The sequence below is a fragment of the Scandinavium tedordense genome, from assembly GCF_024764965.1.
GTDB classification, from domain to species: domain Bacteria; phylum Pseudomonadota; class Gammaproteobacteria; order Enterobacterales; family Enterobacteriaceae; genus Scandinavium; species Scandinavium tedordense.
In genome coordinates this window covers 100,053-124,852 of sequence record NZ_JALIGG010000051.1, presented here as the reverse complement: position 1 = coordinate 124,852, position 24,800 = coordinate 100,053, and the positions used below count along the sequence as shown (strand labels likewise).

The following is a 24,800-nucleotide window of genomic DNA, read 5'->3' as shown; positions in this document are numbered from 1 at the left end:
AAACAAAAAAGCCTGCTAAATTAGCAGGCTTTTTGATTAACGAAACCAGGCCGATTACAGGCTGGTGACGTTTTCAGTCAGGTACTTAGCCACGCCTGCTGGAGACGCGTTCATGCCTTCTTTCCCTTTTTCCCACTGAGCCGGGCACACTTCGCCGTGCTCTTCGTGGAACTGCAGCGCGTCAACCATGCGCAGCATTTCGTCGATGTTACGACCCAGTGGCAGATCGTTCACAACCTGGTGACGTACAATGCCGTTAGCGTCGATCAGGAAAGAACCACGCAGAGCAACGCCAGCGTCCGGATGTTCGATACCGTAAGCCTGCTGGATTTCACGTTTGATGTCCGCAACCATTGCGTATTTCACTGCACCGATGCCGCCGTTGTCGACAGGGGTGTTACGCCATGCGTTATGGACAAACTCGGAATCAAAAGAAACGCCAACCACTTCTACACCGCGTTTCTGGAATTCTTCATAACGCTTGTCGAAAGCGATCAGTTCAGACGGGCATACGAAGGTGAAGTCCATCGGCCAGAAGAACAGAACGGTAGCTTTACCGTTGGTGTGCTGTTTGAAGTTGAAGTTATCAACGATTTCGCCGTTACCGAGTACAGCAGCGGCAGTAAAATCAGGAGCAGGACGAGTTACCAGAACCATGAGGTTCTCCTCTACATTTATAAGGTTAATGGAACGCAACGCGGGCCAGTATAGGGAGAGGAAGCAGGTGACTCAATGAGAAGCTGACAATCGTTGAGACAGGTTTTACCTATCAATTATAATATGAACAACTGCTTCAGCTTAGCGATTCTGTGATAAAGCGCAAGTTTTATAGTTCCCGCGCCTTGGCCTGCGCCATCATACGTGGATAAAACGACCAAAATGTGTCTTCTAACTGTGCGTAATGCGCGTCCAAATCCAGCCAGGAATCGCGCAAGGCATCGAGGCGCGGGCGGCGATTAGCCATCCCGTTCAGCACATTTTGTATAAAATTCATGTCGGCATAACGTTCCAGCCAACGCTCAGACCATAAATAATCATTCAGATTAACGAAACGCGGCGGTGAGTCCGGCAGGATTTGTGTGACCTGAGTTTGTGCGTAGCGCACGAAATCCGGCAGAGAGATTTCCGGCGACAGTTTTGCCCAGTCGCGGGAAAGGAAATGATCCCACATCACGTCGAGCGTAATCGGCGCCACGCGGCGAGTTTCGGGACGAAACCACGCTTTCGCGCTCTTCACTTCCGGCAGATTATCAGTCAGCACATCGACCCTGCGGTGCATATGAATACCCCTGACAACCGCCGATTCGTAGGCGTCATCCGGGTTGCCGCGCACAAAATCGGCCAGCAAATTGCCCGGCAGCGAGCTGTCGGCGAGGTGTGCGAGGTGCAGGTGGGCCAGAAAATTCATGGTATGCGTTATCCGTATTTAAGGCTTACAGGTTGCAGCCAAAGCAGCCTGCCACTAGACTACCCGCCTCTTTATTATGTCTCGAGTTACCGTCATGCGCGTCGCCGATTTTTCTTTTGAACTGCCCGAATCCCTGATTGCTCACTATCCACAGCCGGAGCGCAGTGGCTGCCGCTTACTGTCGCTGGATGGGCCAACGGGCGCGCTGACGCACGATACTTTCACCGATTTGCTTGCCAAGCTCAACCCTGGTGACCTGCTGGTCTTTAACAATACCCGCGTGATCCCGGCGCGCTTGTTTGGCCGTAAAGCCAGCGGCGGTAAGATTGAAGTACTGGTTGAGCGTATGCTCGATGATAAACGTATTCTGGCACATATTCGCGCCTCTAAAGCGCCGAAGCCGGGTGCTGAGCTGTTGCTCGGCGACGATGAAAGCATCAATGCCACTATGGTGGCGCGTCACGATGCGCTGTTCGAAGTGCAGTTTAACGACGAGCGTCCGGTGCTGGATATTCTCAACGCTATCGGCCACATGCCGCTACCGCCGTATATCGACCGTCCGGACGAAGACGCAGACCGCGAGCTGTATCAGACCGTCTACAGCCAGAAGCCAGGCGCTGTTGCGGCCCCGACGGCGGGCCTGCACTTTGACGAGCCGCTGTTGGCGAAGTTGCGTGAGAAAGGCATCGAGATGGCGTTTGTGACGCTGCACGTCGGGGCGGGAACCTTCCAGCCTGTGCGGGTCGATACCATTGAAGATCACATTATGCACTCTGAGTATGCGGAAGTGCCTCAGGATGTGGTCGATGCAGTGCTGGCGGCGAAAGCGCGCGGCAGCAAAGTGGTCGCGGTGGGTACGACTTCCGTGCGCTCCCTTGAAAGCGCAGCGCAGGCGGCGAAAACTGACCTGATTGAGCCGTTCTTCGGCGACACGCAAATCTTCATCTACCCAGGCTATCAGTACAAAGTGATTGATGCGCTGGTAACCAATTTCCACCTGCCGGAGTCAACGCTCATCATGCTGGTGTCCGCTTTTGCCGGCTATCAAAACACGATGAACGCCTACAAGTCTGCGGTAGAACAAAAATATCGCTTTTTTAGCTACGGGGATGCCATGTACATCACGTACAATCCGTCGGCTATTCAAGAACGTGTTGGGGAATAATTCCGCGGCACAGGGTCTTATACGTCAGACTGTCTTTCTGACGCAGGAGCAACAATGAAATTTGAACTGGATACTACCGACGGACGCGCACGCCGCGGCCGCCTGGTCTTCGAACGTGGCGTTGTTGAAACGCCTGCATTTATGCCCGTCGGCACTTACGGCACCGTAAAAGGGATGACGCCGGAAGAAGTTGAAGAAACCGGCGCGCAAATCATTCTCGGCAACACCTTCCACCTGTGGCTGCGTCCTGGTCAGGAGATCATGAAGCTGCACGGCGATCTGCACGATTTCATGCAATGGAAAGGGCCGATTCTCACCGATTCCGGCGGCTTCCAGGTCTTCAGCCTGGGCGATATCCGCAAAATTACCGAAGCGGGCGTTCACTTCCGTAACCCGATCAACGGCGATCCTATCTTCCTCGATCCGGAAAAATCCATGGAGATTCAGAACGATCTCGGTTCCGATATCGTGATGATCTTCGACGAATGTACGCCGTACCCGGCGGATTGGGATTATGCCAAGCGCTCGATGGAAATGTCCCTGCGCTGGGCAAAACGTAGTCGTGACCGCTTTGATTCTCTGAATAATAAGAACGCACTGTTTGGCATTATTCAGGGCAGCGTTTACGAAGATTTACGTGATATCTCGGTCAAAGGTCTGGTGGAGATTGGCTTTGATGGCTACGCTGTCGGCGGCCTGGCTGTCGGTGAGCCGAAGGAAGACATGCACCGCATTCTGGAACATGTGTGTCCGCAAATTCCGACAGACAAACCACGATACCTGATGGGTGTGGGCAAACCGGAAGACCTGGTTGAAGGCGTGCGTCGCGGCATCGATATGTTCGACTGCGTGATGCCAACGCGTAATGCCCGAAACGGACACCTGTTTGTGACCGATGGCGTGGTGAAAATTCGTAATGCGAAGCATAAAAGCGACACCAGCACGCTCGACGCTGAGTGTGATTGCTATACCTGTCGCCATTATTCACGCGCTTATTTGCATCATCTTGACCGTTGCAATGAGATTTTGGGCGCGCGTCTCAATACCATCCATAATCTTCGCTACTATCAGCGCTTAATGGCGGGTTTACGCAAGGCTATCGAAGAGGGTAAATTAGAGAGCTTTGTGACGGATTTTTACCAACGTCAGGGTCGAACTGTTCCACCGTTGAACGTTGATTAATTTTAATAATGAGGGAAATTCAATGAGCTTTTTTATTTCTGATGCGGTAGCCGCTTCTGGTGCAACGGGACAAAGCAGCCCAGTGTCTCTGATCCTGATGCTGGTTGTGTTTGGTCTGATTTTCTATTTCATGATCCTGCGCCCACAGCAGAAGCGCACCAAAGACCATAAAAAGCTGATGGACTCCATTGCCAAAGGCGATGAAGTGCTGACTAACGGTGGTCTGGTTGGTCGCGTAACCAAAGTAGCTGAAGCTGGCTACATTGCTATCGCGCTGAACGACACCACTGAAGTGGTTATCAAACGTGACTTCGTAGCTGCCGTTCTGCCGAAAGGCACCATGAAGGCGCTGTAATCTACTGTTTTCCCAAAGGGAACTGCCGTGTTAAACCGTTATCCTTTGTGGAAGTACATTATGCTGGTCGTCGTGTTTATCGTCGGCCTGCTTTACGCACTTCCCAACCTGTATGGTGAGGATCCGGCTGTTCAAATCACTGGCGCGCGCGGCGTCGCCGCCAGTGAGCAAACGCTGATCCAGGTCCAGAACACCTTAAAAGAAGAAAAAATTACCGCTAAGTCTGTGGCACTGGAAGAGGGCGCAATTCTTGCTCGCTTCGACTCCACTGACATCCAGCTGCGCGCGCGTGAAGCGCTGATGAGCGTGCTGGGTGACAAGTACGTCGTGGCGTTAAACCTTGCTCCGGCAACCCCGCGCTGGTTAGCGTCGATTTCCGCAGAGCCGATGAAACTCGGTCTTGATCTGCGTGGCGGCGTGCACTTCCTGATGGAAGTGGATATGGATACCGCGCTCGGTAAATTGCAGGAACAAAACATTGATGGCCTGCGCAGCGATCTGCGTGAAAAAGGCATCGCCTACACTACCGTTCGTAAAGACGATAACTATGGCCTGAGCATTACGTTCCGCGACGACGCGGCGCGTAATCAGGCGATTGATTATCTGGCTCCGCGTCATCGCGATCTGGTTATCTCTAAGCAAGGCAGCAACCAGCTGCGTGCGGTGATGACCGATGCGCGTCTGAATGAAGCGCGTGAGTATGCCGTTCAGCAGAACATCAACATCCTGCGTAACCGTGTGAACCAGCTTGGCGTTGCCGAACCTCTGGTTCAGCGTCAGGGTGCTGACCGTATCGTGGTTGAACTGCCAGGTATTCAGGACACGGCGCGCGCGAAAGAAATTCTTGGCGCAACCGCAACCCTGGAATTCCGTCTGGTGAATTCCTCCGTCGATCAGTCCGCTGCCACATCTGGCCGCGTACCGGGCGATTCCGAAGTGAAAAATACCCGTGAAGACCAGCCTGTTGTGCTGTACAAGCGCGTTATTCTGACCGGTGACCACATCACCGATTCCACTTCGAACCAGGATGAATACAATCAGCCGCAGGTTAACATCTCGCTCGATAGCGCAGGTGGCAACATCATGTCTAACTTCACCAAGGATAACATCGGTAAGCCGATGGCAACCCTGTTCGTGGAGTACAAAGACAGCGGCAAGAAGGACGCGAAAGGACGTGCCGTTCTGGTGAAAGAGGAAGAGGTGATTAACATCGCCAACATCCAGTCTCGCCTCGGTAACAGCTTCCGTATTACGGGTATCAGCAACCCTAACGAAGCGCGTCAGCTCTCCCTGCTGCTGCGTGCCGGTGCGTTGATTGCTCCGATTCAGATTGTTGAAGAACGTACCATCGGTCCAACCCTGGGTATGCAGAATATTCAGCAAGGTCTGGAAGCGTGTCTGGCGGGTCTGGCTATCTCCATCATCTTCATGATCTTCTTCTATAAGAAGTTTGGCCTGATCGCGACTTCAGCGCTGATTATGAACCTGGTAATGATTGTCGGTATCATGTCGCTGCTGCCTGGGGCCACGCTGACCATGCCGGGGATTGCGGGTATCGTATTAACCCTTGCGGTGGCGGTCGACGCTAACGTACTGATTAACGAGCGTATTAAGGAAGAAATCAGCAACGGACGTTCCATTCAGCAGGCGATTGACGAAGGTTATCGCGGCGCGTTTAGCTCGATTTTCGATGCGAACGTTACCACGCTGATCAAAGTTATCATCCTGTACGCGGTCGGTACTGGCGCTATTAAAGGCTTCGCTATTACTACCGGTATCGGTGTGGCGACTTCCATGTTTACCGCGATCGTCGGCACCCGTGCCATCGTAAACCTGTTGTACGGCGGCAAACGCATCAACAAGCTGTCTATCTGAGGAGTGCGTTGTGGCACAGGAATATACTGTTGAACAATTAAACTACGGCCGTAAAGTCCATGACTTTATGCGCTGGGACTACTGGGCCTTTGGCATCTCTGGCCTGCTGCTGGTGGCTTCCATCATCATTATCGGCGTCCGTGGTTTTAACTGGGGTCTGGATTTCACTGGCGGTACTGTCATTGAAATCAGCCTCGAACAACCGGCCGATATGGACCAGATGCGTGACGCGCTGGAAAAAGCAGGCTTTGCCGATCCACTGTTGCAGAACTTCGGCAGCAGCCGCGACATCATGGTGCGTATGCCACCGGCCAAAGGGGAAACCGGCGGCCAGGAGCTGGGCAGCAAGGTGTTGAGCGTGATTAACGAAACCACTAACCAACATGCTGCTGTAAAGCGCATCGAGTTTGTGGGGCCAAGCGTCGGGGCTGACCTGGCAACTAACGGCGCAATGGCGCTGCTGGTGGCGCTGATCTCTATCCTCGTGTATGTCGGATTCCGCTTTGAGTGGCGTCTGGCGGCGGGTGTCGTTATCTCGCTGGCGCACGACGTGGTGATCACCATGGGCATTCTGTCGCTGTGCCAGATTGAAGTTGATTTGACCATCGTCGCGTCGTTGATGTCGGTTATCGGCTACTCGCTGAACGACAGCATCGTGGTATCGGACCGTATTCGTGAAAACTTCCGCAAAATTCGTCGCGGTACGCCTTACGAAATCTTTAACGTGTCCCTGACCCAGACGCTGCACCGTACGTTGATCACATCCGGTACCACTTTGATGGTTATCCTGATGCTGTTCCTGTTCGGTGGTGCGATGCTGAAAGGCTTCTCACTGACCATGCTTATCGGTGTTACCATCGGTACGGCGTCGTCCATCTACGTAGCTTCCGCGCTGGCGCTGAAACTCGGGATGCGACGCGAGCACCTGCTGCAACAGAAAGTGGAAAAAGAAGGCGCCGATCAGCCTAATATTCTGCCGTAAGTTCTGCACTGCAAAATCGAATCCCGGTCATATGACCGGGATTTTTTTATGCCAAAAATCCGCGTTTCCGGTAGGGTGAACAGATAATCTCTGTTTAAAGGACACTACAGAAATGACCACTCCCACCCCCGTTTCACTTCAGCCGATACCTCAGCCACCGTGCTGGACGAATCTGCCTTCCGTTACCCTAAATGACGCCACACTTGCCGGGCGCAAAGCGCGCGTGCTGGACCGGATGCGCCAACAGGGGTTGGACACGCTGATTGTTTACGCCGACAAAGAGCACGGCGGAAACTTTGAATATCTCACCGGCTTTATCCCGCGCTTTGAAGAGGCGCTGCTGGTGTTGCATCTGGATGGTGAGGCGGGGCTGGTTCTCGGCAACGAAAACCTCAAACTGGCGGCGCATGCGCGGCTGAAAAAACGCGTGCTGCATGCGCCATGGTTCTCTCTGCCGAATCAGCCAATGGACACCGTTCAGCCCCTTCATGAGGTTCTGCAACGCGCCGGTATTACCGGGGATAAAACGCTGGGTCTGGCGGGCTGGAAGCTGTTCACTGGCATAAACGACAACACGCGGCAGATGTTCGATATCCCGTCGTTTATCGTTGATGCGGTCCGTGAGGCTGCGCCCAGGGCAGAACTGCGTAATGCCACCGGCGTGTTTATCTCCCCGGCGTATGGCGCGCGGGTTATCAATAATGCCAATGAGTTAGCGCATTATGAATACGGCGCCAACCTGGCTTCAACGGCGATACTTCGGGCGCTGAATGCGGTCGCACCGGGTAAAACGGAAAAGGAGATTGCCAGCCTGCTCGCCGCTGATGGCCAGCCGCACAACGTGGTGTCCATCGCTGCCACCGGCGATCGTTTCGCCCATGCGAATCTTTATCCGGGTGATAAAACGGTGCAGCTGGGGGATAAGTTTTCTCTGACGACTAGCTTCAAAGGTGGGCTCAGCAGCCGTGCGGCCTACGTGGTCGAAAATGCCGGACAGTTGCCGGATGCGGTCAGCGATTATCTGGATGTCGTCGCGATTCCGTATTTCCGCGCGGTGGTCGCGTGGCTGGAAAATATTCGTCCGGGCATGACCGGCGGTGAGCTGTACCAGCTGATTGAAGACGTGCTGCCGAAGGCTGAATATCACTGGCATCTCAATCCGGGGCATCTTGTGGCGGATGAAGAATGGCTGTGTTCACCGGTGTCTGCGGGCTCTGACATTCCGCTGGCCAGCGGCATGCTGCTGCAAATCGATATTATTCCTTCCCGGGCGGGATATGCAGGGGCGAGCATTGAAGACACGGTGGCGCTGGCAGATGAATCGTTACGTCAGCAATTGGCGGCGGACTATCCGCAGCTGTGGGCGAGGGTGCAGGCGAGACGGGCTTTTATTGAAAAAGAGGTCGGGATTCGTTTACCCGAGTGGGTGTTGCCGTTCTCAAATACCGTAGGATATTTGCGGCCGTGGTTACTGGACCCTGCGAGTGCGTTGTCGTGTAAGTCGTGAGTCTTAATATGTCCGGTGGCGCTAAGCTTACCGGGCTTCGCGTAGACCCGGCAAGCTTGCGCCGCCGGGCTTTTTCACTAACCGCGGATTATCAGAAGTTATAACCGACAACCAGGTAGCCACCCCAACCGGTAGAGCGGACGCTGAAGTCGCCGTCACCGAAGTTCAGGCTTGCATCGTCGTTCCACTGGCCACCGTTGTGCCAGTAACGTGCGACCACAGAGTAATGCCAGTGATCGTAGTTCAGTGCCAGAATGTGGCTGGACGCGATGGAGTTATTGGTTCGCGCTTTCTTACCGTTCAGGTCACGGAAGTCTTCGTTACCCAGGTCTGAACCCCAGTCAAAGTTGGTGAAGCCGATGTAGCTCAGTTGGCCGCCCCACAGTTGGGTGATTGGCACAAAGTATTTCACCTTGAAGCGGTAACCATCCCACTCGTTTTCGTTCGCGGCGCCGTAGTTCTGCCACTGGTATTTGGCATACACATTCAGGGACAGGCTCATTGGCAGGCCGGTATCAATATCGGTGCCCAGACCCATGTACCAGGTGCTTTGCTTACTGGCATCGTTGCCGTGAGCACCCATGTCATAGATGTAGTTGTTCGCGAAGTACCACTCTTTGAATGGGCCGAATGCCAGGCTGGTGCCGGTCAGCTTATCAATGGAGAAGCGCGGTTCAATTTCCATGAACATACGTGAACCGTCGTCCCAGATACCGGTGTCGTTACCGTTACCCGCACCGAAGGTTTTTGGGATATCGATATAGCCGTAGAAGTCGAACCAATCTTTCTTGGCGAACGCTTCGTATTCCAGGTAAACGTCATTATTGATTTTCGGTCCAAAGCGGGTGTGGTAGCTGCCTACCACGTTGACGCTCTGATGCCACCAGTCAGAGACATACTCTGGTTTGGTAGTTTCGGCTGCGTTTGCCGTGAAAGTCGAAGAAAGCGCGAGCACTGCACCGGCTGCAATTAATGTTTTTTTCATCATTATGCCACTTGTTGAAATCCCTTTCGGGGAGTGAAAAAGAACCGCTTGGGCGTTTCTAAATGTAACTGTTTTCTGCGAGGCCTATTATAAGAATCATTGCTCACAAAAATATGTGGTGTTTCACAGTTTTCTCAAGTACGTAATCGATTGCGTTCACGTTTGCGTGCATTATCGGCGGGGATTGTACGGATTCTCTCAAATGTTTCCAGGGATTTCTGAAAAACAGCAAAGATTGCAGTGCGTGTTGAAGGGTGATGAAAAAGGGGAGGGAAACCGGATAACCGTCGCTATCCGGTGATAAGAAATTACTGAACGCTGGCGGGCTGAATATCGTGAATACGCACGAAAACGGGCTGCTTTGGATCAGTGCCGCTGAGCTGAAGTGGAATATCCACATCGCTCGGCGCGAGGACGCTGGCCGGGGCGTTGATCAACTGGTTTTTGACGTTCACTTCCTGATAGTTGTCAGTGGTGCCCTGAATCAGGCCCCATTCGGCGGTGCCGCTAAACGCGGGAAGCGGATCATTGGATTCGCCCTGAATACGCAGCGTGGCGCGCATACCGTCGGCATTTTGCGCGATATTAATCAGCGACATTCTCAGCGTACCAATCTGGCTTTCCAGGCGGGCTGGAGTATTAGATCCCGGCAGCAGATACACACCGCTTGCAGATTTCGCATTCAGGGTGTTTTGCTGGGTTATCTTCACGGTTTCCTGATTCAGCGTGGTCATATCTTTATTGAGCGCGGTGACGCTCTGCTGCATCTGATGTACTTCGTGCTGCTGTGCACAGGCGCTAAGGGTAAACAGGCTGCCCAGCGCCAGAATTCGTACTAAACGTCGTGTCATCGTTAGGTGTCCTTTCAAGGTTCTGTCGACAGTAATGGTAGCAGTATCGTCCTGGATGCCATCGGGGGATTGTCTCAAAATGACGCCGTGGGGTGGGTCGTGGTAAAATAGGAATATGTTATTTTTCTTCGTCAGGACGCGCCATGCATTGCCCATTTTGTTTAGCCGTAGATACCAAAGTGATCGACTCCCGTCTGGTAGGAGAAGGTTCCTCAGTGCGCCGCCGCCGTCAGTGCCTCGTGTGTAATGAACGTTTTACAACCTTCGAAGTGGCCGAACTGGTGATGCCGCGGGTGGTGAAAAGTAACGACGTCCGCGAACCGTTTAACGAAGACAAACTGCGCAGCGGCTTACAAAAAGCGCTGGAAAAGCGCCCGGTCAGCTCTGATGATGTCGAAATGGCGGTTAACCACATTAAATCGCAGCTGCGTGCCACCGGCGAACGTGAAGTGCCAAGCAAGCAAATCGGTAATCTGGTCATGGAACAGCTGAAAAAGCTCGATAAAGTGGCTTATATCCGCTTTGCGTCAGTCTATCGCAGTTTCGAAGACATCAAAGAATTTGGCGAAGAGATCGCCCGTTTACAGGACTGATCGATGCTTGACGAAATGTATATGGCCTGTGCGCTGAAGCTGGCGAATCAGGGGCGCTTCACTACTCATCCGAATCCACGCGTTGGCTGCGTCATCGTGAAAGACGGGGAAATCGTCGGCGAAGGTGCGCATTACCGCGCGGGCGAACCGCACGCCGAAGTCCACGCCCTGCGCATGGCGGGCGAGAAAGCGAAAGGGGCAACGGCATACGTCACCCTCGAACCGTGCAGCCACCATGGCCGTACACCGCCGTGCTGCGAGGCGCTGATTACCGCAGGCGTCAGCCGCGTGGTTGCTGCGATGCAGGATCCTAATCCGCAGGTTGCGGGGCGCGGGCTATACCGTTTGCAGCAGGAAGGCATTGAGGTCAGCCACGGGCTGATGATGAGCGAAGCGGAAGCGCTGAATAAGGGCTTCCTGAAGCGGATGCGCACCGGTTTCCCGTACATTCAGCTGAAGCTTGGCGCGTCGCTGGATGGCCGCACGGCGATGGCCAGCGGTGAAAGTCAATGGATTACCTCGCCGCAGGCGCGCCGCGATGTGCAGCGTCTTCGCGCGGAAAGCCACGCCATTTTGACCACCGATGCCACGGTGCTGGCCGACGATCCGGCGTTAACCGTGCGTTGGGATGAATTGAATACCGATGTGCAGGCGCATTATCCGCAGGAAAATCTGCGTCAACCGCTGCGTATTGTTATCGACCGTCAGAACCGCGTGACGCCGGAACATCGCATCGTGCAGCAACCGGGCGACATTCTGTTTGCGCGCTGCAAAGACGATACCCGTGAATGGCCGGACAATGTGCGCAACCTGAACGTGCCGGAACATAATGGTCATCTCGATTTAGTCCTGCTGATGATGCAGTTGGGCAAACAGCAAATTAACAGTCTATGGGTGGAAGCGGGCCCAACGTTTGCCGGGGCATTGTTGCAGGCAGGTCTGGTTGATGAGCTGATTGTTTACGTTGCGCCTAAACTGTTAGGCAGCAATGCACGTGGTTTATGTGTGCTGCCAGGGCTTGAGAAACTGGCCGATGCACCCCAGTTTAGTTTCAGCGAGATCCGCCAGGTAGGCCCGGATCTGTGTCTGCATTTAATACCCGCGTGAAGCAGCCCTAAATAGGGAAGCCGTACGCGAATAATTATGATAAAATCCGCCCCCCTCGGGGTAAGTCGAATCCCAAAAGGAAAAGTATGAACATTATCGAAGCTAACGTTGCTGCCCCGGACGCTCGCGTTGCCATCACCATTGCGCGTTTCAATAACTTCATCAATGACAGCCTGCTGGAAGGTGCGATTGACGCCCTGAAGCGTATTGGTCAGATGAAAGACGAAAACATCACCGTCGTTTGGGTTCCTGGCGCATACGAACTGCCACTGGCAGCCGGTGCACTGGCGAAAACCGGTAAATACGATGCAGTGATCGCGCTTGGCACCGTTATCCGCGGCGGTACTGCTCACTTTGAATACGTGGCCGGTGGAGCAAGCAATGGTCTGGCGCAGGTTGCGCACGACAGCGAAATCCCGGTCGCTTTTGGGGTTCTGACCACCGAAAGCATCGAACAAGCCATCGAACGTGCTGGCACCAAGGCCGGTAACAAAGGTGCAGAAGCTGCACTGACCGCGCTTGAAATGATCAATGTATTGAAAGCCATCAAGGCCTGATTTTTTTGTAAGGGGAATTCCGTGAAACCTGCTGCTCGTCGCCGCGCCCGTGAGTGTGCTGTCCAGGCGCTTTACTCCTGGCAGTTGTCTAAAAACGACATCTCTGATGTTGAATACCAGTTCCTGGCGGAACAGGACGTGAAAGACGTCGACGTCGTGTACTTCCGTGAACTGCTGACCGGAGTGGCGACCAACAGCGCGTATCTCGACGGCCTGATGAAACCTTATCTGTCCCGTCTGCTGGAAGAACTGGGTCAGGTAGAAAAAGCTGTGCTGCGTATCGCGCTGTTTGAGCTGGCTAAACGTGATGATGTGCCGTACAAAGTGGCCATCAACGAAGCTATCGAACTGGCAAAAACCTTCGGTGCCGAAGACAGCCATAAGTTCGTTAACGGCGTGCTGGATAAAGCAGCTCCGGCAATCCGTCCCCGCAAAAAGTAATCTGCAGGCCGGAGAAAGCGGTTTCACCGTTCTCTCCGGCCTTCTCTTTTCTCTGCCGAGGCATAACGTATGGCATGTGGCGAATTCTCCCTGATTGCCCGTTATTTTGATCGTGTAAGAAGTTCCCGTCTTGATGTTGAAACCGGAATCGGTGACGACTGCGCACTGCTCAATATTCCTGAAAAACAAACTCTCGCGATCAGTACTGACACTTTGGTGTCGGGCATTCATTTCCTTCCTGATATCAATCCTGCCGATTTAGCCCGCAAAGCGCTGGCGGTGAATCTCAGCGATCTCGCTGCGATGGGCGCTGATCCTGCGTGGCTGACGCTGGCATTAACGCTGCCGTCGGTAGAAGAAGCCTGGCTTGAAGCATTCAGCGACAGCCTGTTTGAACAACTCAATTATTACGATATGCAGCTGATTGGCGGCGACACCACTAAAGGGCCGCTGTCGATGACACTGGGTATTCACGGCTTAGTGCCGGAAGGCCGGGCGTTGAAGCGTTCTGGCGCAAAACCAGGTGACTGGATTTACGTCACCGGTACGCCGGGCGACAGCGCTGCCGGGCTGGCGATTTTGCAGGACCGTCTGCAGGTGGATAACAAAGAAGACGCGGATTATCTGGTTAAGCGTCATCTTAATCCGACGCCGCGGATTCTGAGTGGTCAGGCGCTGCGTAATCTGGCGCATTCGGCCATCGATATTTCCGATGGGCTGATTTCCGATCTCGGGCATATTCTCAAAGCCAGCGGGTGCGGCGCGCGGGTAGATCTCGATCTGCTGCCGTATTCTGAAGTGATGAAGCGCCACGTCGAGCCCGAACAGGCGTTGCGTTGGGCGCTTTCTGGCGGTGAGGATTACGAACTGTGCTTCACCGTGCCGGAGCTTAATCGTGGTGTGCTGGATGTCGCTTTGGGCAATTTCGGCATGGGCTTCACCTGCATTGGCCAGGTCAGCGCCGACATCGAAGGGCTGCATTTTCAGCGTGACTGCAAACCGGTAACGCTCGACTGGAAGGGGTATGACCATTTTGCGCAGTAAAGACGTAGCAAAAAGCCGCCTGAGCATGCTTAACCCGTGGCATCTGCTGGCGACCGGTTTTGGCAGCGGTCTTAGCCCGATAATGCCAGGCACGGCGGGCTCGATTGCGGCCATTCCCTTCTGGTATCTGATGACCTTCCTGCCATGGCAGCTCTATTCGCTGACGGTGATGCTAAGTATCTGCATTGGCGTATACATCTGCCATCGCACGGCGAAAGACATGGGCGTGCATGACCATGGCAGCATCGTCTGGGACGAATTTGTCGGGATGTGGATTACGCTGATGGCCATTCCCACCAACGACTGGCAGTGGGTCGCTGCTGGATTTGTCATCTTCCGTATTTTCGATATCTGGAAACCGTGGCCGATCCGCTGGTTCGATCGCAACGTTCATGGCGGGATGGGAATTATGGTCGACGATATTGTCGCCGGAGTGATTTCCGCGGGACTGTTGTATGTGATTGGGCATCACTGGCCGATGGGAATTATTTGATAAAACCCTCACCCCGACCCTCTCCCTAAAAGGGAGAGGGAGGAAAGCGTTCGAGGATTATTCCCTCGCTCCTTAAGGGAAAGGGCTAGGGCGAGGGGAGACTCACTTATTTAAATCCTACCACCGGATGAGCCTGATACGGCGTTTCCAGTTCGGCAATCTGCTCCGGTTTCAGGGTGATATCCACCGCATTCAGTAATTCCTCGAGCTGTTCTTCCCGCGATGTACCGATAATGGGTGCTGCCACGCCGGGTTTGCTTAACAGCCACGCCAGCGCTACTTGTGCACGCGTCACATCCAGCTCATCCGCAATGTTCGCCAGCCGTTCCGCAATATGTGCGTCATTCTCTTCGGTGGTGCTGTAGAGTGTTTTACCAAATTCATCGGAGACCACGCGGGCAGTCGTTTCACCCCATGGACGCGTCAGACGACCACGCGCCAACGGGCTCCACGGGATAACCGCCACGCCCTCCTGATAGCACAGCGGCAGCATCTCGCGCTCTTCTTCGCGATAAATCAGATTGTAATGATCCTGCATGGTGACGAACCGCGCCCAGCCGTGCTGTTTTTGCAGTTCCAGCGCCTGTGCGAACTGTGACGCATGCATGGATGATGCACCGATGTAACGCGCTTTTCCGCTCTTAACTACGTCGTTCAGCGCTTCCAGCGTCTCTTCAATCGGGGTGTCGTAATCCCAACGGTGGATTTGTAGCAGGTCGACGTAATCCATCCCCAGACGCGTCAGGCTGTCGTCGATAGAGCGCAGGATTTGCGCCCGGGAAAGCCCTTGCGGTAAATCCCCTGTTTGATGGTAAACCTTGGTCGCCACGACCACCTCTTCACGACGCGCGAAATCACGCAGCGCACGGCCAACGATCTCTTCGCTGCTGCCGTCGGAGTAGCTGTTGGCAGTATCAAAGAAGTTAATCCCGCCTTCAAGGGCGTGTTTAATGATGGGGCGGCTACTTTCCTCCGGCAGCGTCCAGGCGTGATTCCCACGGTCAGGTTCGCCAAAAGTCATACAGCCAAGACACAGTCGGGAGACGTTGAGGTCGGTTGTTCCCAATTTATTGTATTGCATGCTTCCACTCCTGCGATGAACGTAATGTTAAGCATAGCAGGAGCGGAAAGGGGGAAAGGATCAGGCCAGCCAGGCCGTGATTTTTGCTTCGATTCCGGCGGCGTCGAGACCGATATCTATCCGCGCTTCTTCCTGCGTTCCCTGCGGGATAAAGACATCCGGCAGGCCAATATTCAGAACCGGCACCGGTTTGCGGTGTGCCATCAGTACTTCATTTACGCCGCTGCCTGCACCGCCCATGATGGCGTTTTCTTCCAGTGTGACCAGCACCTCATGTCGGGCGGCCATGTCCAGAATTAACGTTTCATCCAGCGGTTTCACAAAGCGCATATCGACCAGTGTGGCATTGAGATTTTCGGCCACCACGGCGGCATCCACCAGCAGCGTACCAAAGTTGAGAATCGCGATTTTCTCGCCCTGGCGTTTGACGACGCCTTTACCGAGCGGCAGTTTTTCCAGGGGGGCCAGTTCGACGCCGGTACCGCTGCCGCGTGGATAGCGAACGGCACTCGGGCCATCGTTGTAGTGATAGCCGGTAAACAGCATCTGGCGACATTCGTTTTCATCGCTCGGGGTCATGATGACCATTTCCGGAACGCAGCGCAGATAGGAGAGATCGAACGCACCCTGATGGGTTTGACCATCAGCGCCAACGATGCCCGCGCGGTCAATGGCGAACAGCACCGGCAATTTCTGGATTGCGACGTCGTGAATGACCTGGTCATAGGCGCGTTGCAGGAAGGTCGAGTAAATCGCTACCACCGGCTTATAACCGCCAATCGCCAGACCCGCAGCAAACGTCACCGCATGCTGCTCGGCAATCGCCACGTCAAAATACTGGTCAGGGTATTTTTTAGAGAACGCGACCATTCCGGAGCCTTCACGCATTGCCGGAGTGACCGCCATCAGTTTGTTGTCTTTCGCCGCTGTTTCGCACAGCCAGTCGCCGAAAATTTTCGAGTAACCCGGCAGGCCACCGCTGCTTTTCGGCAGCACGCCGCTGGTATGGTCGAATTTTGGCACCGCGTGGAAGGTGATGGGATCTTTTTCTGCTGGCTCATAACCACGACCTTTTTTGGTCATGATGTGCAGGAACTGCGGGCCTTTCAGGTCGCGCATGTTTTTCAGCGTACTGACCAGCCCTAACACGTCGTGTCCGTCGACCGGGCCGATATAGTTAAAACCAAGCTCTTCAAACAGTGTGCCCGGAACCACCATGCCTTTGATGTGCTCTTCGGTGCGTTTGAGGAGCTCTTTAATCGGCGGGACGCCTGAGAAGACTTTCTTGCCGCCTTCACGCAATGACGAATAGAGCTTACCGGACAGCAGCTGTGCCAGATGGTTATTCAGTGCGCCGACGTTCTCGGAAATCGACATTTCGTTGTCGTTGAGGACAACCAGCATATCCGGCTTGATATCGCCCGCATGGTTCATCGCTTCAAACGCCATCCCGGCGGTGATCGCGCCGTCGCCAATGACGCACACGGTGCGACGCTGTTTGGCTTCTTTTTCTGCGGCGACAGCGATGCCTATCCCGGCGGAAATAGAGGTAGACGAGTGCCCGACGCTCAGCACGTCGTACTCGCTTTCACCGCGCCATGGGAACGGATGCAGGCCACCTTTCTGGCGTATGGTGCCAATACGATCACGACGGCCGGTCAAAATTTTGTGTGGGTAAGCCTGATGACCTACGTCCCAGATCAGCTGATCGAACGGGGTATTATAGACGTAATGCAGCGCCACGGTGAGTTCCACCGTGCCAAGCCCGGAGGCAAAGTGTCCGCTGGAGCGGCTCACGCTGTCGAGCAGGTAGCGACGCAGTTCGTCGCAGAGCTTCGGCAGGCTCTCTTTTGGCAACAGACGCAACTCCTGAGTGGACTCCACCAGTGCCAGCGTCGGGTATTTGGCTATATCAAAACTCATCAGAGACTCATCATTTTCCTCGTCATACTTCAGGCTGCATAGGCGTTGGCTGCCTCGTTCACCTCAGTCACTTATTTATGTAAGCTTCTGAGGGTTCACAGTGTTGTCGCCTTTCTGCAACCTGAATTATTTCGAGGAGGTTGCTTATTTATCGCGCTGAATAATGTAATTCGCTAGCGCTTCCAGTGCCGTGGTGTCCAGAGACTGCGCGGCCAGTACAGTTAATGACTGGCGGGCCTCTTCAATGAGATCACGGGCTTTTCGTTGGGCTTGCTCAAGTCCCAACAGGGCAGGGTAGGTGCTTTTACCAAGCTGCTGGTCAGCGCCCTGGCGTTTGCCAAGGGTCGCAGTATCCCCTACCACATCCAGAATGTCATCTTGCACCTGGAATGCGAGGCCGATGCTTTCCGCGTATTTATCCAGCACCGGCAGGGCCGCTTTGCCCTGCTCACCAGCGCTCAGTGCACCCAGACGCACGGCAGAGCGGATAAGCGCCCCGGTTTTGTGGCGATGAATACGCTCAAGTGCGTCTAAATCAACCTGCTTACCTTCTGCTTCCAGATCAAGCGCCTGACCGCCGCACATCCCTGCCACGCCGCTGGCCTGAGCCAGTTCTGACACCATCGCCAGACGGAAACGGTCTGACACTGTCGGCATCGGTGCATCACTGAGTATAGAAAACGCCAGCGTCTGTAGGGCGTCGCCGGCCAGAATGGCATTGGCTTCACCGTATTTAATGTGGCAGGTCGGTTGGCCGCGACGCAGATCGTCATCGTCCATCGCCGGCAGATCGTCGTGGATCAACGAATAGGCATGAATGCATTCCACCGCCGCGGCAGGGGCGTCCAGCGTGGAAAGACTCACGTTGAACATGCCGCCGGTGGCATACACCAGGAATGGTCGCAGGCGTTTCCCCCCTAAGAGTGCACCATAATGCATGGCTTCAACCAGCGGAGTGTTCTGAAAGGGCTGCGGAGCAATAAACTGACGCAGCGCTTCATTGGCCCGGTCGACGCAGGCCTGTAACTGTTGCGAGAAATCCATTGGTTACTCAGCGTCCGGCGTGAAAGGGGTCAGCGGAGCGTCTTGGTTATCGGCGAGCAGGATTTGTACCCGCTGCTCCGCCTGTTGTAGCTTCACCTGACCCTGGCGCGCCAGCTGAACGCCGCGCTCGAACTCGTTCAGGGCGTCTTCCAGCGGTAAGTCACCGTTTTCGAGACGGGAAACAATCTGCTCAAGTTCAGTCAGTGCGCTTTCAAACGTGGCTGGCGCTTCATTTTTCTTTGGCATAGTGAATGTTTGACTCTTGTTGTGTCGCGACCCGCCTATGGTAGCGAAGTCCTCGGGCATATGAAATAACGCATAATGGTAATGCGCAGGTTGACCGCGATGGTGGTATACTTGCGCGCCTGGATGCAGCCGGGATGTCATGGCTGCTGTATTTTTTGTCCACAAGCCCAATCGGGTTTGCCAACGAACCATTGCCGCCATGAAGTTTATCATTAAATTGTTCCCGGAAATCACCATCAAAAGCCAATCTGTGCGGTTGCGCTTTATAAAAATTCTGACCGGGAATATCCGTAACGTACTCAAGCAGTACGACGAGACCCTTGCCGTTGTTCGTCATTGGGATCACATTGAAGTTCGCGCCAAAGACGAAGATCAGCGTCCGATTATTCGTGATGCGCTGACCCGTATTCCCGGCATCCACCATATTCTGGAAGTGGAAGATGTGCCTTTCACTTCGCTGCACGATATCTTCGAGCAGACGCTGCCGCTGTGGCGCGAAACGCTGGAAGGTAAAACTTTCTGCGTTCGTGCAAAGCGTCGTGGTAAGCATGACTTTACCTCTATTGAAGTAGAGCGTTACGTGGGCGGTGGGCTGAATCAGCACATCGAAACTGCGCGCGTGAAGCTGACCAAACCGGATATCACGGTCAACCTGGAAATTGATAACGACCGTCTGCTGCTGGTTAAAGGCCGCTACGAAGGTATCGGTGGTTTCCCGATTGGTACCCAAGAAGACGTGCTGTCGCTGATTTCCGGTGGCTTCGACTCCGGCGTGTCCAGCTACATGCTGATTCGTCGCGGTTGTCGGGTGCATTATTGCTTCTTCAACCTGGGCGGCGCTGCACATGAAATCGGTGTACGTCAGGTGGCGCATTATCTGTGGAACCGCTTCGGCAGTTCACATCGCGTACGCTTCGTGGCGATCAACTTCGAACCTGTGGTGGGTGAAATCCTCGAAAAAGTCGACGACGGCCAAATGGGCGTGGTGCTTAAACGCATGATGATGCGTGCTGCGTCTCAGGTTGCTGAGCGCTACGGCGTGCAGGCGCTGGTCACTGGCGAAGCGCTGGGCCAGGTGTCCAGCCAGACCCTGACCAACCTGCGTCTGATCGACAACGTGTCTGATACCTTGATTCTGCGTCCGCTGATTTCTCACGACAAAGAACACATCATCGATCTCGCGCGTGAAATCGGCACTGAAGATTTTGCCCGCACCATGCCGGAATACTGCGGCGTGATTTCGAAGAGCCCGACCGTGAAAGCGGTGAAGGCAAAAATCGAAGCGGAAGAGCAGAATTTCGATTTCGCTATTCTCGACAAAGTGGTGTCGGAAGCCAACAACGTCGATATTCGCGAGATTGCGCAGCAGACTCAGCAGGAAGTGGTTGAAGTCGAAACCGTGACTGCGTTTGACGCGACCGATGTGGTGCTCGATATTCGTTCTATTGACGAACAGGACGACAAACCGCTGAAGCTCGAAGGTGTGGAAGTGGCGTCCCTGCCATTCTATAAACTCAGCACCCAGTTTGGTGACTTTGACCAGAGCAGAACGTACTTGCTGTGGTGCGATCGCGGCGTGATGAGCCGTCTGCAGGCGCTGTATCTGCGCGAGCAGGGCTTTGCTAACGTGAAGGTTTACCGCCCGGAATAAACAGCAAGGCCTTCTCAGTGAGAAGGCCTTTAGTGTTTGCACCCTCTCCCTGTGGGAGAGGACCGGGGTGAGGGCATCAGCACGCACGGTTTGTGGCATTAAACCGCACTATTTCCAGCGAGATGACGATGCAAAAGGTGCACAAGTATATTGAGATTAAGGAACGCATTAAGAGCGACATCCTCAATCAACTCTATAAAAAAGGTGAAAGCATTCCCTCCGAGCGCGAACTGGCAGGCCTGTACGGCGTGACCCGCGTAACGGTGCAGAAAGCGATGGATAACCTGGTTCAGGAAGGGTTTATCGAGCGCATTCACGGCAAAGGGATGTTCGTGCTGAAAAACAGCGCCACCAACGTCTACCTTTTGAATAACGAAACCAGTGACAGCATCCTCGGCTTTTCCCGTGAATTTCAGGGGCGAGTAAAGGTCAGCAGCCAGTTGTTAGCGTTCAATGGCATTCAGGCTGATGCCACGCTGGCGCAGCATCTTGAAATCTCTCCTGGCGATAACGTCTGGTTTATCCGTCGTATCCGACTGCTCGACGGCAATCCGGTGCTGGTGGAAGACAGTAATATCCCGCAAAGCGTCATCGACACCATTCCTGAGGACATCCTCAGCGAAGGATCGCTGTATGGCTATATTGAAGAGTACACCGGGAAGACAATCAAAGACGCTGACTCCATAATTGAAGCCGCGCTGTTTGACGATGAACTGGCACCGCTGCTCAATATTGCCAGCGGCCAGCCGATGTTGAAAATTACTGAAGTGACGCGCCTTGCCGACAAAACGGCGTTTAACTACTCCATCAGCTATAACCGCGCCGATATCTTCCGGGTCAAAAACCTACGCATCGAACGCTAACAGGCGCCAAAGCGCCTGTTAGATTTGCACTACAGCGCGCTTGCCGCTGCGCTATCGATATACAAACTCGCCTGTGACACCGTTTTGACTAGCGTCGATGGAATATCGCGACTCGTCGGGTGGTTCACTGTCTGCGCCACAATGGCTGCTTTCTTCTCGCCGCTTGCCATCAGCACGATATTTTTCGCCGCCAGAATCGTTTTCAGACCAAGCGAAATTCCCTGTTTTACCTCGCGTGGCGTATCGAAATACTTCACCGAAACCGCCTGGGTGACGTCATCTAAATCAATCACGTGGCAGGTGTTATCCGGCGACGCACCTGGCTCGTTAAAGCCAATGTGACCATTCATGCCAATGCCAAGCACGATGCAGTCAATGGGCCCATGCTGCTCAATATAACCATCCACGCGCTGGCACTCTGTCTGCGGGTCGGCGGTGAGCCCATCGAAGAAGCAGATTTGCTCCTCACGCAGCGTCAGCTTGTCGAAGAAATGATGCCAGACCATTTCGCGGCAGCTGCCTTTGTCCGCCTTGCCAAGACCGAGCCATTCGTCCAGCCCGAGAAACTGCGTGCGGGAAAAGTCCACGCGGCCCTGCTTTTGCGCGTCGACCAGAGCGGCAAAGACGCCCAGCGGCGTGTCGCCGCCCGCAATGCAGATCAGCGCATTGGGTTTTTCGTTCACGCAGTGAATCACATTTTGCGCGACCGCCTGACACAGCTGCGGGTAGTCCGGGGAAATTAACGTTTTCATCGCTGCTCCTTAGCTTTTTGAATGATATTGCGGTAAATAGCGCTGATTCACTTCCAGATATTCATCGAGAATTTTCTCGGCAAGCGTCGCCGACGGTACCAGCGGGTTAATGGTCAGCGCCATAAGGGCGGTGCTGTAATCACCGGTGACTGCGGCTTCGACGGTCAGCTCTTCATAGGCTTTGACGCTTTGGATCAGACCGCGAATTTTGACAGGTATTCGTCCGTACGCCAACGGGTGCGCGCCGTTACGATCGATAACCGCATTGGTTTCTAGCGTCACGTGATCCGGCAGGTCCGGTGTCGCACCGTTGTTGACGGTGTTTACCACGTGGATCTCTTTTTTGTCGTTAAAAATCGAACTGATAATCGAGCAGGCGGTATCCGAATACCAGGCGCCGCCACGTTTTTCCAGCTCTTTCGGTTTATGGGAAAGGTGCTCATCCTGATAAAGCTCAAACAGGCGTTGTTCAATCTCGCGGGTTTGCTCACCGCGGGTGCCTTTGGTACTAGCATCTTTCTGCGCCGCCTCAACCATTTCACGGGTCAGGAAGAAGTACTTTAGATAGGAAATTGGATACATATGTAACGCTTTGGCAAAGCGGGAGGAGAAACCGATGTCCGGAATGTTTTTCAGCGAGTTACTGGCGCTGCCCTGCGCCAGTTTTGCCATGAAATCATCAGTATAATCTTCGCCTTTAATGAAAATCTGATCGGCGAAAATCAGATGGTTCAGGCCCATGATACGGGCATAAACGTCCTTCTTTTCTACCTCATAGGCCTTGGCGATATCCATCAGCATGCTGTTGGCGCCGCTGCAAATCCCGATGCTCTTGATGTTCGAATGGCGGGTGATAGCTTCGGTGACGATTCCAGCCGGGTTGGTGAAGTTAATCAGCCACGCGTCCGGACAATATTTTTCCATGTCCCGGCAGATATCCAGCAGCACCGGGATCGTACGCTGGGCTTTCATAAACCCGCCAGGGCCGGTGGTTTCCTGGCCCAATACGCCATATTTCAACGGGATTTTTTCATCGTTGATGCGCGCATCGAGAAAACCGACGCGCAGCTGGGTAGTCACGAAATCGGCGTCTTTCAGCGCTTCGGCGCGGTCGAGGGACAGATGAATGTTCATCGGGATCCCGGCCTCTTTCACCATACGCTGCGCCAGCTTGCCGACAATCTCCAGCTTCTCTTTGCCTTCTTCGATGTCCAGCAGATAGTAATCGGTAACGGGCAGTTCATCGTAACGTTTGATAAAGCCGTCAATCAGTTCCGGGGTATAGCTTGAGCCACCGCCGATGGTGACAATTTTGAGCTTTTTCATCAGATATCCTTTTTACAATGCGGAGTCAGTGTTCAGTACGGATTCGCTTGCGCGTTGTTCTTCATGACGCTCTTTTTCCAGTTGTTGGCGTTCGAGCAATTTGAAGAACGGGAAATAGATAGCGACGGAAATTACGATGGTACAGACAGACCAGATAACCGCCGGAATATTGCCGCCGGTGACGAACCATGCCGCAAAAATTGGCGGCATGGTCCAGGGGATTTGCAGTACCGGGCGACCGATGATGTCGAAATACATCAGGCTGTAGGTGGAGATACACAGCAGCATTGGGGTCAGAGTGAACGGGATCATCAGCAGCGGGTTGAAGACAATCGGGCAACCGAAAATTACCGGTTCGTTGATACAGAACACCGCCGAAGGTAGCGACAGTTTGCCCACAGATTTATACAGTTTGCTGCGGGAACGCAGCATCGCCAGCACCAGACCGAGCGTGGCGCCGGTGCCGCCGATACACATAAACACGATGTAAAAGCCATCGGCGGTGATGTGTGGAATGGGCTGGTGGTTTAAATACGCCTGGGTGTTTTCGGCGATATATTTCAGGAATATCGGGCTGGTGATGCCGGACAGTACGTTGTCACCGTGAATGCCGCAGCACCACAGCAGCGAAATCAGGAAAATCAACACCAGCATGCCCGGCAGCGAGCCGAGGCCGCTTACCAACGGGCTAAGGATCTGGGTGAAAAATTCATTGATGTCAAAGCCGAGCATTACCCGGACAAACCACACCAGCGTGATGGCAACCGCAGCTGGAATCAGGCTCGCAAAAGATTGGGCCACGGCGGGCGGAACGCCGTCCGGCAGCTTGATAACAATTTCTCGGCCAATAAACCAGCGAATGATATGCACCGTCAGCACCGCCAAAATAATGGCAGAGAACAGGCCCGCAGCGCCGAGGTTATCGACGTTCAACTGATATTTATCGTTGAGCTGTGCCAGCAGGAACACCACCATGGTGACCGCGCTGCAGGTAATCGCATTTAGCTTATATTCCTTCGCGAGGTTGTAGCTGATCCCCACGGCGGAAATAAGGCCGATTGCGCCGAAGGTAACGGCAACCGGCGCGCTGATTTTGTCAGCCCACGGGCCCAGCCATTCGCTCCAGCCGGGGATCGGTAAATTGGCGATGATTAAGAAAAGACTGCCGGTGATGGTGAACGGCAGCGTCAGGGCAATCCCGTTACGGACCGCCACCAGAATTTTGTTTTCACCAATCCGGATTAGGACGGGGATGACCTTGCTCTCAATAAACGTAATCACGGGCTACTCCTCTTTATGAGGTTTTTATGCCTCCTTCTGGCGCGTGTCAGGAGGTGTTTTTTAAACTGGTATAGTCCAGTTTAGATTG

At 54.0% G+C, this 24,800-nt stretch carries 25 protein-coding genes; 14 read left to right on the top strand and 11 right to left on the bottom strand.

The genetic code is table 11. From position 1 onward, the window contains the following. Window positions 1–54: 54 nt before the first annotated feature. Window positions 55–657 carry a peroxiredoxin C gene (locus MUU46_RS05775; protein ID WP_159752339.1) on the bottom strand — a complete coding sequence of 201 codons (603 nt, stop codon included), beginning with the start codon at window positions 655–657 and terminating at the stop codon, window positions 55–57. Between the two features lie 169 nt (window positions 658–826). Then, entirely contained in the window at window positions 827–1,408 is a 582-nt protein-coding gene (gene acpH, locus MUU46_RS05770) for an ACP phosphodiesterase (RefSeq protein WP_159752341.1), read from the bottom strand. Between the two features lie 94 nt (window positions 1,409–1,502). On the opposite strand from acpH, the gene queA reads away from it, so the two are divergent. The 6 genes from queA (at window position 1,503) to MUU46_RS05740 (ending at window position 8,474) form a co-directional block, all read left to right on the top strand. Beyond that, a complete protein-coding gene (gene queA, locus MUU46_RS05765) occupies window positions 1,503–2,573 on the top strand; it encodes a tRNA preQ1(34) S-adenosylmethionine ribosyltransferase-isomerase QueA (protein WP_159753477.1) in 1,071 nt (356 codons plus the stop codon). A gap of 54 nt (window positions 2,574–2,627) precedes the next feature. Further along, window positions 2,628–3,755: a tRNA guanosine(34) transglycosylase Tgt gene (tgt, locus tag MUU46_RS05760; protein WP_159752343.1), complete on the top strand. Its 1,128-nt coding sequence runs from the start codon at window positions 2,628–2,630 to the stop codon at window positions 3,753–3,755. 22 nt (window positions 3,756–3,777) lie between these two features. After that, window positions 3,778–4,110, top strand: coding sequence for a preprotein translocase subunit YajC (yajC, locus tag MUU46_RS05755; protein ID WP_159752345.1), 333 nt, complete (start codon window positions 3,778–3,780; stop codon window positions 4,108–4,110). Between the two features lie 27 nt (window positions 4,111–4,137). Continuing rightward, complete coding sequence (secD, locus tag MUU46_RS05750) at window positions 4,138–5,985, top strand: protein translocase subunit SecD (RefSeq protein ID WP_258965047.1); 1,848 nt, start codon at window positions 4,138–4,140, stop codon at window positions 5,983–5,985. A 10-nt stretch (window positions 5,986–5,995) separates the two neighbouring features. Next, complete coding sequence (gene secF / locus MUU46_RS05745; protein ID WP_159752349.1) at window positions 5,996–6,967, top strand: protein translocase subunit SecF; 972 nt, start codon at window positions 5,996–5,998, stop codon at window positions 6,965–6,967. A gap of 112 nt (window positions 6,968–7,079) precedes the next feature. Beyond that, window positions 7,080–8,474 carry a M24 family metallopeptidase gene (locus MUU46_RS05740; protein WP_258965046.1) on the top strand — a complete coding sequence of 465 codons (1,395 nt, stop codon included), beginning with the start codon at window positions 7,080–7,082 and terminating at the stop codon, window positions 8,472–8,474. 91 nt (window positions 8,475–8,565) lie between these two features. Here the strand turns inward: MUU46_RS05740 and MUU46_RS05735 are convergent, their stop codons facing one another. Both MUU46_RS05735 and MUU46_RS05730 read right to left on the bottom strand, forming a co-directional pair. Further along, window positions 8,566–9,459 (bottom strand): nucleoside-specific channel-forming protein Tsx, encoded by an 894-nt coding sequence (locus tag MUU46_RS05735; protein ID WP_159753480.1) that lies wholly within the window; start codon window positions 9,457–9,459, stop codon window positions 8,566–8,568. Between the two features lie 308 nt (window positions 9,460–9,767). Continuing rightward, the gene (locus MUU46_RS05730; protein WP_159752353.1) at window positions 9,768–10,310 is read right to left on the bottom strand and encodes a SadB/YajI family lipoprotein; all 543 of its coding nucleotides are present in this window, start codon (window positions 10,308–10,310) and stop codon (window positions 9,768–9,770) included. Between the two features lie 143 nt (window positions 10,311–10,453). Between MUU46_RS05730 and nrdR the strand changes: the two genes are divergently transcribed. The 6 genes from nrdR to pgpA all read left to right on the top strand — a co-directional run bounded on the left by nrdR (window position 10,454) and on the right by pgpA (window position 14,545). After that, entirely contained in the window at window positions 10,454–10,903 is a 450-nt protein-coding gene (nrdR, locus tag MUU46_RS05725) for a transcriptional regulator NrdR (protein ID WP_110511511.1), read from the top strand. Between the two features lie 3 nt (window positions 10,904–10,906). Continuing rightward, a complete protein-coding gene (gene ribD / locus MUU46_RS05720) occupies window positions 10,907–12,010 on the top strand; it encodes a bifunctional diaminohydroxyphosphoribosylaminopyrimidine deaminase/5-amino-6-(5-phosphoribosylamino)uracil reductase RibD (RefSeq protein ID WP_258965045.1) in 1,104 nt (367 codons plus the stop codon). A gap of 86 nt (window positions 12,011–12,096) precedes the next feature. Beyond that, window positions 12,097–12,567, top strand: coding sequence for a 6,7-dimethyl-8-ribityllumazine synthase (gene ribH / locus MUU46_RS05715; RefSeq protein ID WP_159752357.1), 471 nt, complete (start codon window positions 12,097–12,099; stop codon window positions 12,565–12,567). Window positions 12,568–12,588: 21 nt separating this feature from the next. After that, window positions 12,589–13,008 (top strand): transcription antitermination factor NusB, encoded by a 420-nt coding sequence (gene nusB / locus MUU46_RS05710; protein ID WP_110511508.1) that lies wholly within the window; start codon window positions 12,589–12,591, stop codon window positions 13,006–13,008. 69 nt (window positions 13,009–13,077) lie between these two features. After that, window positions 13,078–14,052 (top strand): thiamine-phosphate kinase, encoded by a 975-nt coding sequence (gene thiL, locus MUU46_RS05705; RefSeq protein WP_258965044.1) that lies wholly within the window; start codon window positions 13,078–13,080, stop codon window positions 14,050–14,052. Beyond that, a complete protein-coding gene (pgpA, locus tag MUU46_RS05700) occupies window positions 14,033–14,545 on the top strand; it encodes a phosphatidylglycerophosphatase A (RefSeq protein ID WP_159752361.1) in 513 nt (170 codons plus the stop codon). The genes thiL and pgpA overlap by 20 nt, the downstream gene beginning before the upstream one ends. Before the next feature lie 106 nt (window positions 14,546–14,651). Here the strand turns inward: pgpA and MUU46_RS05695 are convergent, their stop codons facing one another. The 4 genes from MUU46_RS05695 to xseB form a co-directional block, all read right to left on the bottom strand. After that, window positions 14,652–15,626: an aldo/keto reductase gene (locus tag MUU46_RS05695; RefSeq protein ID WP_159752363.1), complete on the bottom strand. Its 975-nt coding sequence runs from the start codon at window positions 15,624–15,626 to the stop codon at window positions 14,652–14,654. A 60-nt stretch (window positions 15,627–15,686) separates the two neighbouring features. Continuing rightward, on the bottom strand, window positions 15,687–17,549 hold the full coding sequence (gene dxs, locus MUU46_RS05690) for a 1-deoxy-D-xylulose-5-phosphate synthase (protein WP_258965043.1): 1,863 nt from the start codon (window positions 17,547–17,549) through the stop codon (window positions 15,687–15,689). A 144-nt stretch (window positions 17,550–17,693) separates the two neighbouring features. After that, a complete protein-coding gene (gene ispA, locus MUU46_RS05685; protein ID WP_159752366.1) occupies window positions 17,694–18,593 on the bottom strand; it encodes a (2E,6E)-farnesyl diphosphate synthase in 900 nt (299 codons plus the stop codon). Between the two features lie 3 nt (window positions 18,594–18,596). After that, window positions 18,597–18,839 carry an exodeoxyribonuclease VII small subunit gene (gene xseB / locus MUU46_RS05680; RefSeq protein WP_258965042.1) on the bottom strand — a complete coding sequence of 81 codons (243 nt, stop codon included), beginning with the start codon at window positions 18,837–18,839 and terminating at the stop codon, window positions 18,597–18,599. A gap of 199 nt (window positions 18,840–19,038) precedes the next feature. On the opposite strand from xseB, the gene thiI reads away from it, so the two are divergent. Continuing rightward, window positions 19,039–20,490, top strand: coding sequence for a tRNA uracil 4-sulfurtransferase ThiI (gene thiI, locus MUU46_RS05675; protein ID WP_258965041.1), 1,452 nt, complete (start codon window positions 19,039–19,041; stop codon window positions 20,488–20,490). Between the two features lie 128 nt (window positions 20,491–20,618). Continuing rightward, window positions 20,619–21,353 carry a GntR family transcriptional regulator gene (locus MUU46_RS05670; protein WP_159752370.1) on the top strand — a complete coding sequence of 245 codons (735 nt, stop codon included), beginning with the start codon at window positions 20,619–20,621 and terminating at the stop codon, window positions 21,351–21,353. 29 nt (window positions 21,354–21,382) lie between these two features. Here MUU46_RS05670 and MUU46_RS05665 read toward each other — a convergent pair whose 3' ends face one another. Genes MUU46_RS05665 through MUU46_RS05655 form a run of 3 tightly spaced genes read right to left on the bottom strand, consistent with a single transcriptional unit; the run spans window position 21,383 to window position 24,712 of the window. Continuing rightward, complete coding sequence (locus MUU46_RS05665) at window positions 21,383–22,105, bottom strand: glucosamine-6-phosphate deaminase (RefSeq protein ID WP_258965040.1); 723 nt, start codon at window positions 22,103–22,105, stop codon at window positions 21,383–21,385. A 9-nt stretch (window positions 22,106–22,114) separates the two neighbouring features. Beyond that, window positions 22,115–23,431 carry a 6-phospho-beta-glucosidase gene (locus tag MUU46_RS05660; RefSeq protein ID WP_258965039.1) on the bottom strand — a complete coding sequence of 439 codons (1,317 nt, stop codon included), beginning with the start codon at window positions 23,429–23,431 and terminating at the stop codon, window positions 22,115–22,117. A gap of 12 nt (window positions 23,432–23,443) precedes the next feature. Beyond that, the gene (locus MUU46_RS05655; protein WP_258965038.1) at window positions 23,444–24,712 is read right to left on the bottom strand and encodes a PTS sugar transporter subunit IIC; all 1,269 of its coding nucleotides are present in this window, start codon (window positions 24,710–24,712) and stop codon (window positions 23,444–23,446) included. Window positions 24,713–24,800: the final 88 nt, after the last annotated feature.

Bases quoted from the DNA above. Each gene is read 5' to 3' on its own strand.
- MUU46_RS05670 (WP_159752370.1), top strand. From the start codon at position 20,619: ATGCAAAAGGTGCACAAGTATATTGAGATTAAGGAACGCATTAAGAGC.
- yajC (WP_159752345.1), top strand. From the start codon at position 3,778: ATGAGCTTTTTTATTTCTGATGCGGTAGCCGCTTCTGGTGCAACGGGA.
- MUU46_RS05660 (WP_258965039.1), bottom strand. From the start codon at position 23,431: ATGAAAAAGCTCAAAATTGTCACCATCGGCGGTGGCTCAAGCTATACC.
- MUU46_RS05695 (WP_159752363.1), bottom strand. From the start codon at position 15,626: ATGCAATACAATAAATTGGGAACAACCGACCTCAACGTCTCCCGACTG.
- thiI (WP_258965041.1), top strand. From the start codon at position 19,039: ATGAAGTTTATCATTAAATTGTTCCCGGAAATCACCATCAAAAGCCAA.
- MUU46_RS05730 (WP_159752353.1), bottom strand. From the start codon at position 10,310: ATGACACGACGTTTAGTACGAATTCTGGCGCTGGGCAGCCTGTTTACC.
- ispA (WP_159752366.1), bottom strand. From the start codon at position 18,593: ATGGATTTCTCGCAACAGTTACAGGCCTGCGTCGACCGGGCCAATGAA.
- acpH (WP_159752341.1), bottom strand. From the start codon at position 1,408: ATGAATTTTCTGGCCCACCTGCACCTCGCACACCTCGCCGACAGCTCG.
- nrdR (WP_110511511.1), top strand. From the start codon at position 10,454: ATGCATTGCCCATTTTGTTTAGCCGTAGATACCAAAGTGATCGACTCC.
- MUU46_RS05775 (WP_159752339.1), bottom strand. From the start codon at position 657: ATGGTTCTGGTAACTCGTCCTGCTCCTGATTTTACTGCCGCTGCTGTA.
- pgpA (WP_159752361.1), top strand. From the start codon at position 14,033: ATGACCATTTTGCGCAGTAAAGACGTAGCAAAAAGCCGCCTGAGCATG.
- xseB (WP_258965042.1), bottom strand. From the start codon at position 18,839: ATGCCAAAGAAAAATGAAGCGCCAGCCACGTTTGAAAGCGCACTGACT.
- ribH (WP_159752357.1), top strand. From the start codon at position 12,097: ATGAACATTATCGAAGCTAACGTTGCTGCCCCGGACGCTCGCGTTGCC.
- ribD (WP_258965045.1), top strand. From the start codon at position 10,907: ATGCTTGACGAAATGTATATGGCCTGTGCGCTGAAGCTGGCGAATCAG.
- tgt (WP_159752343.1), top strand. From the start codon at position 2,628: ATGAAATTTGAACTGGATACTACCGACGGACGCGCACGCCGCGGCCGC.
- MUU46_RS05735 (WP_159753480.1), bottom strand. From the start codon at position 9,459: ATGAAAAAAACATTAATTGCAGCCGGTGCAGTGCTCGCGCTTTCTTCG.
- dxs (WP_258965043.1), bottom strand. From the start codon at position 17,549: ATGAGTTTTGATATAGCCAAATACCCGACGCTGGCACTGGTGGAGTCC.
- MUU46_RS05665 (WP_258965040.1), bottom strand. From the start codon at position 22,105: ATGAAAACGTTAATTTCCCCGGACTACCCGCAGCTGTGTCAGGCGGTC.
- thiL (WP_258965044.1), top strand. From the start codon at position 13,078: ATGGCATGTGGCGAATTCTCCCTGATTGCCCGTTATTTTGATCGTGTA.
- MUU46_RS05740 (WP_258965046.1), top strand. From the start codon at position 7,080: ATGACCACTCCCACCCCCGTTTCACTTCAGCCGATACCTCAGCCACCG.
- queA (WP_159753477.1), top strand. From the start codon at position 1,503: ATGCGCGTCGCCGATTTTTCTTTTGAACTGCCCGAATCCCTGATTGCT.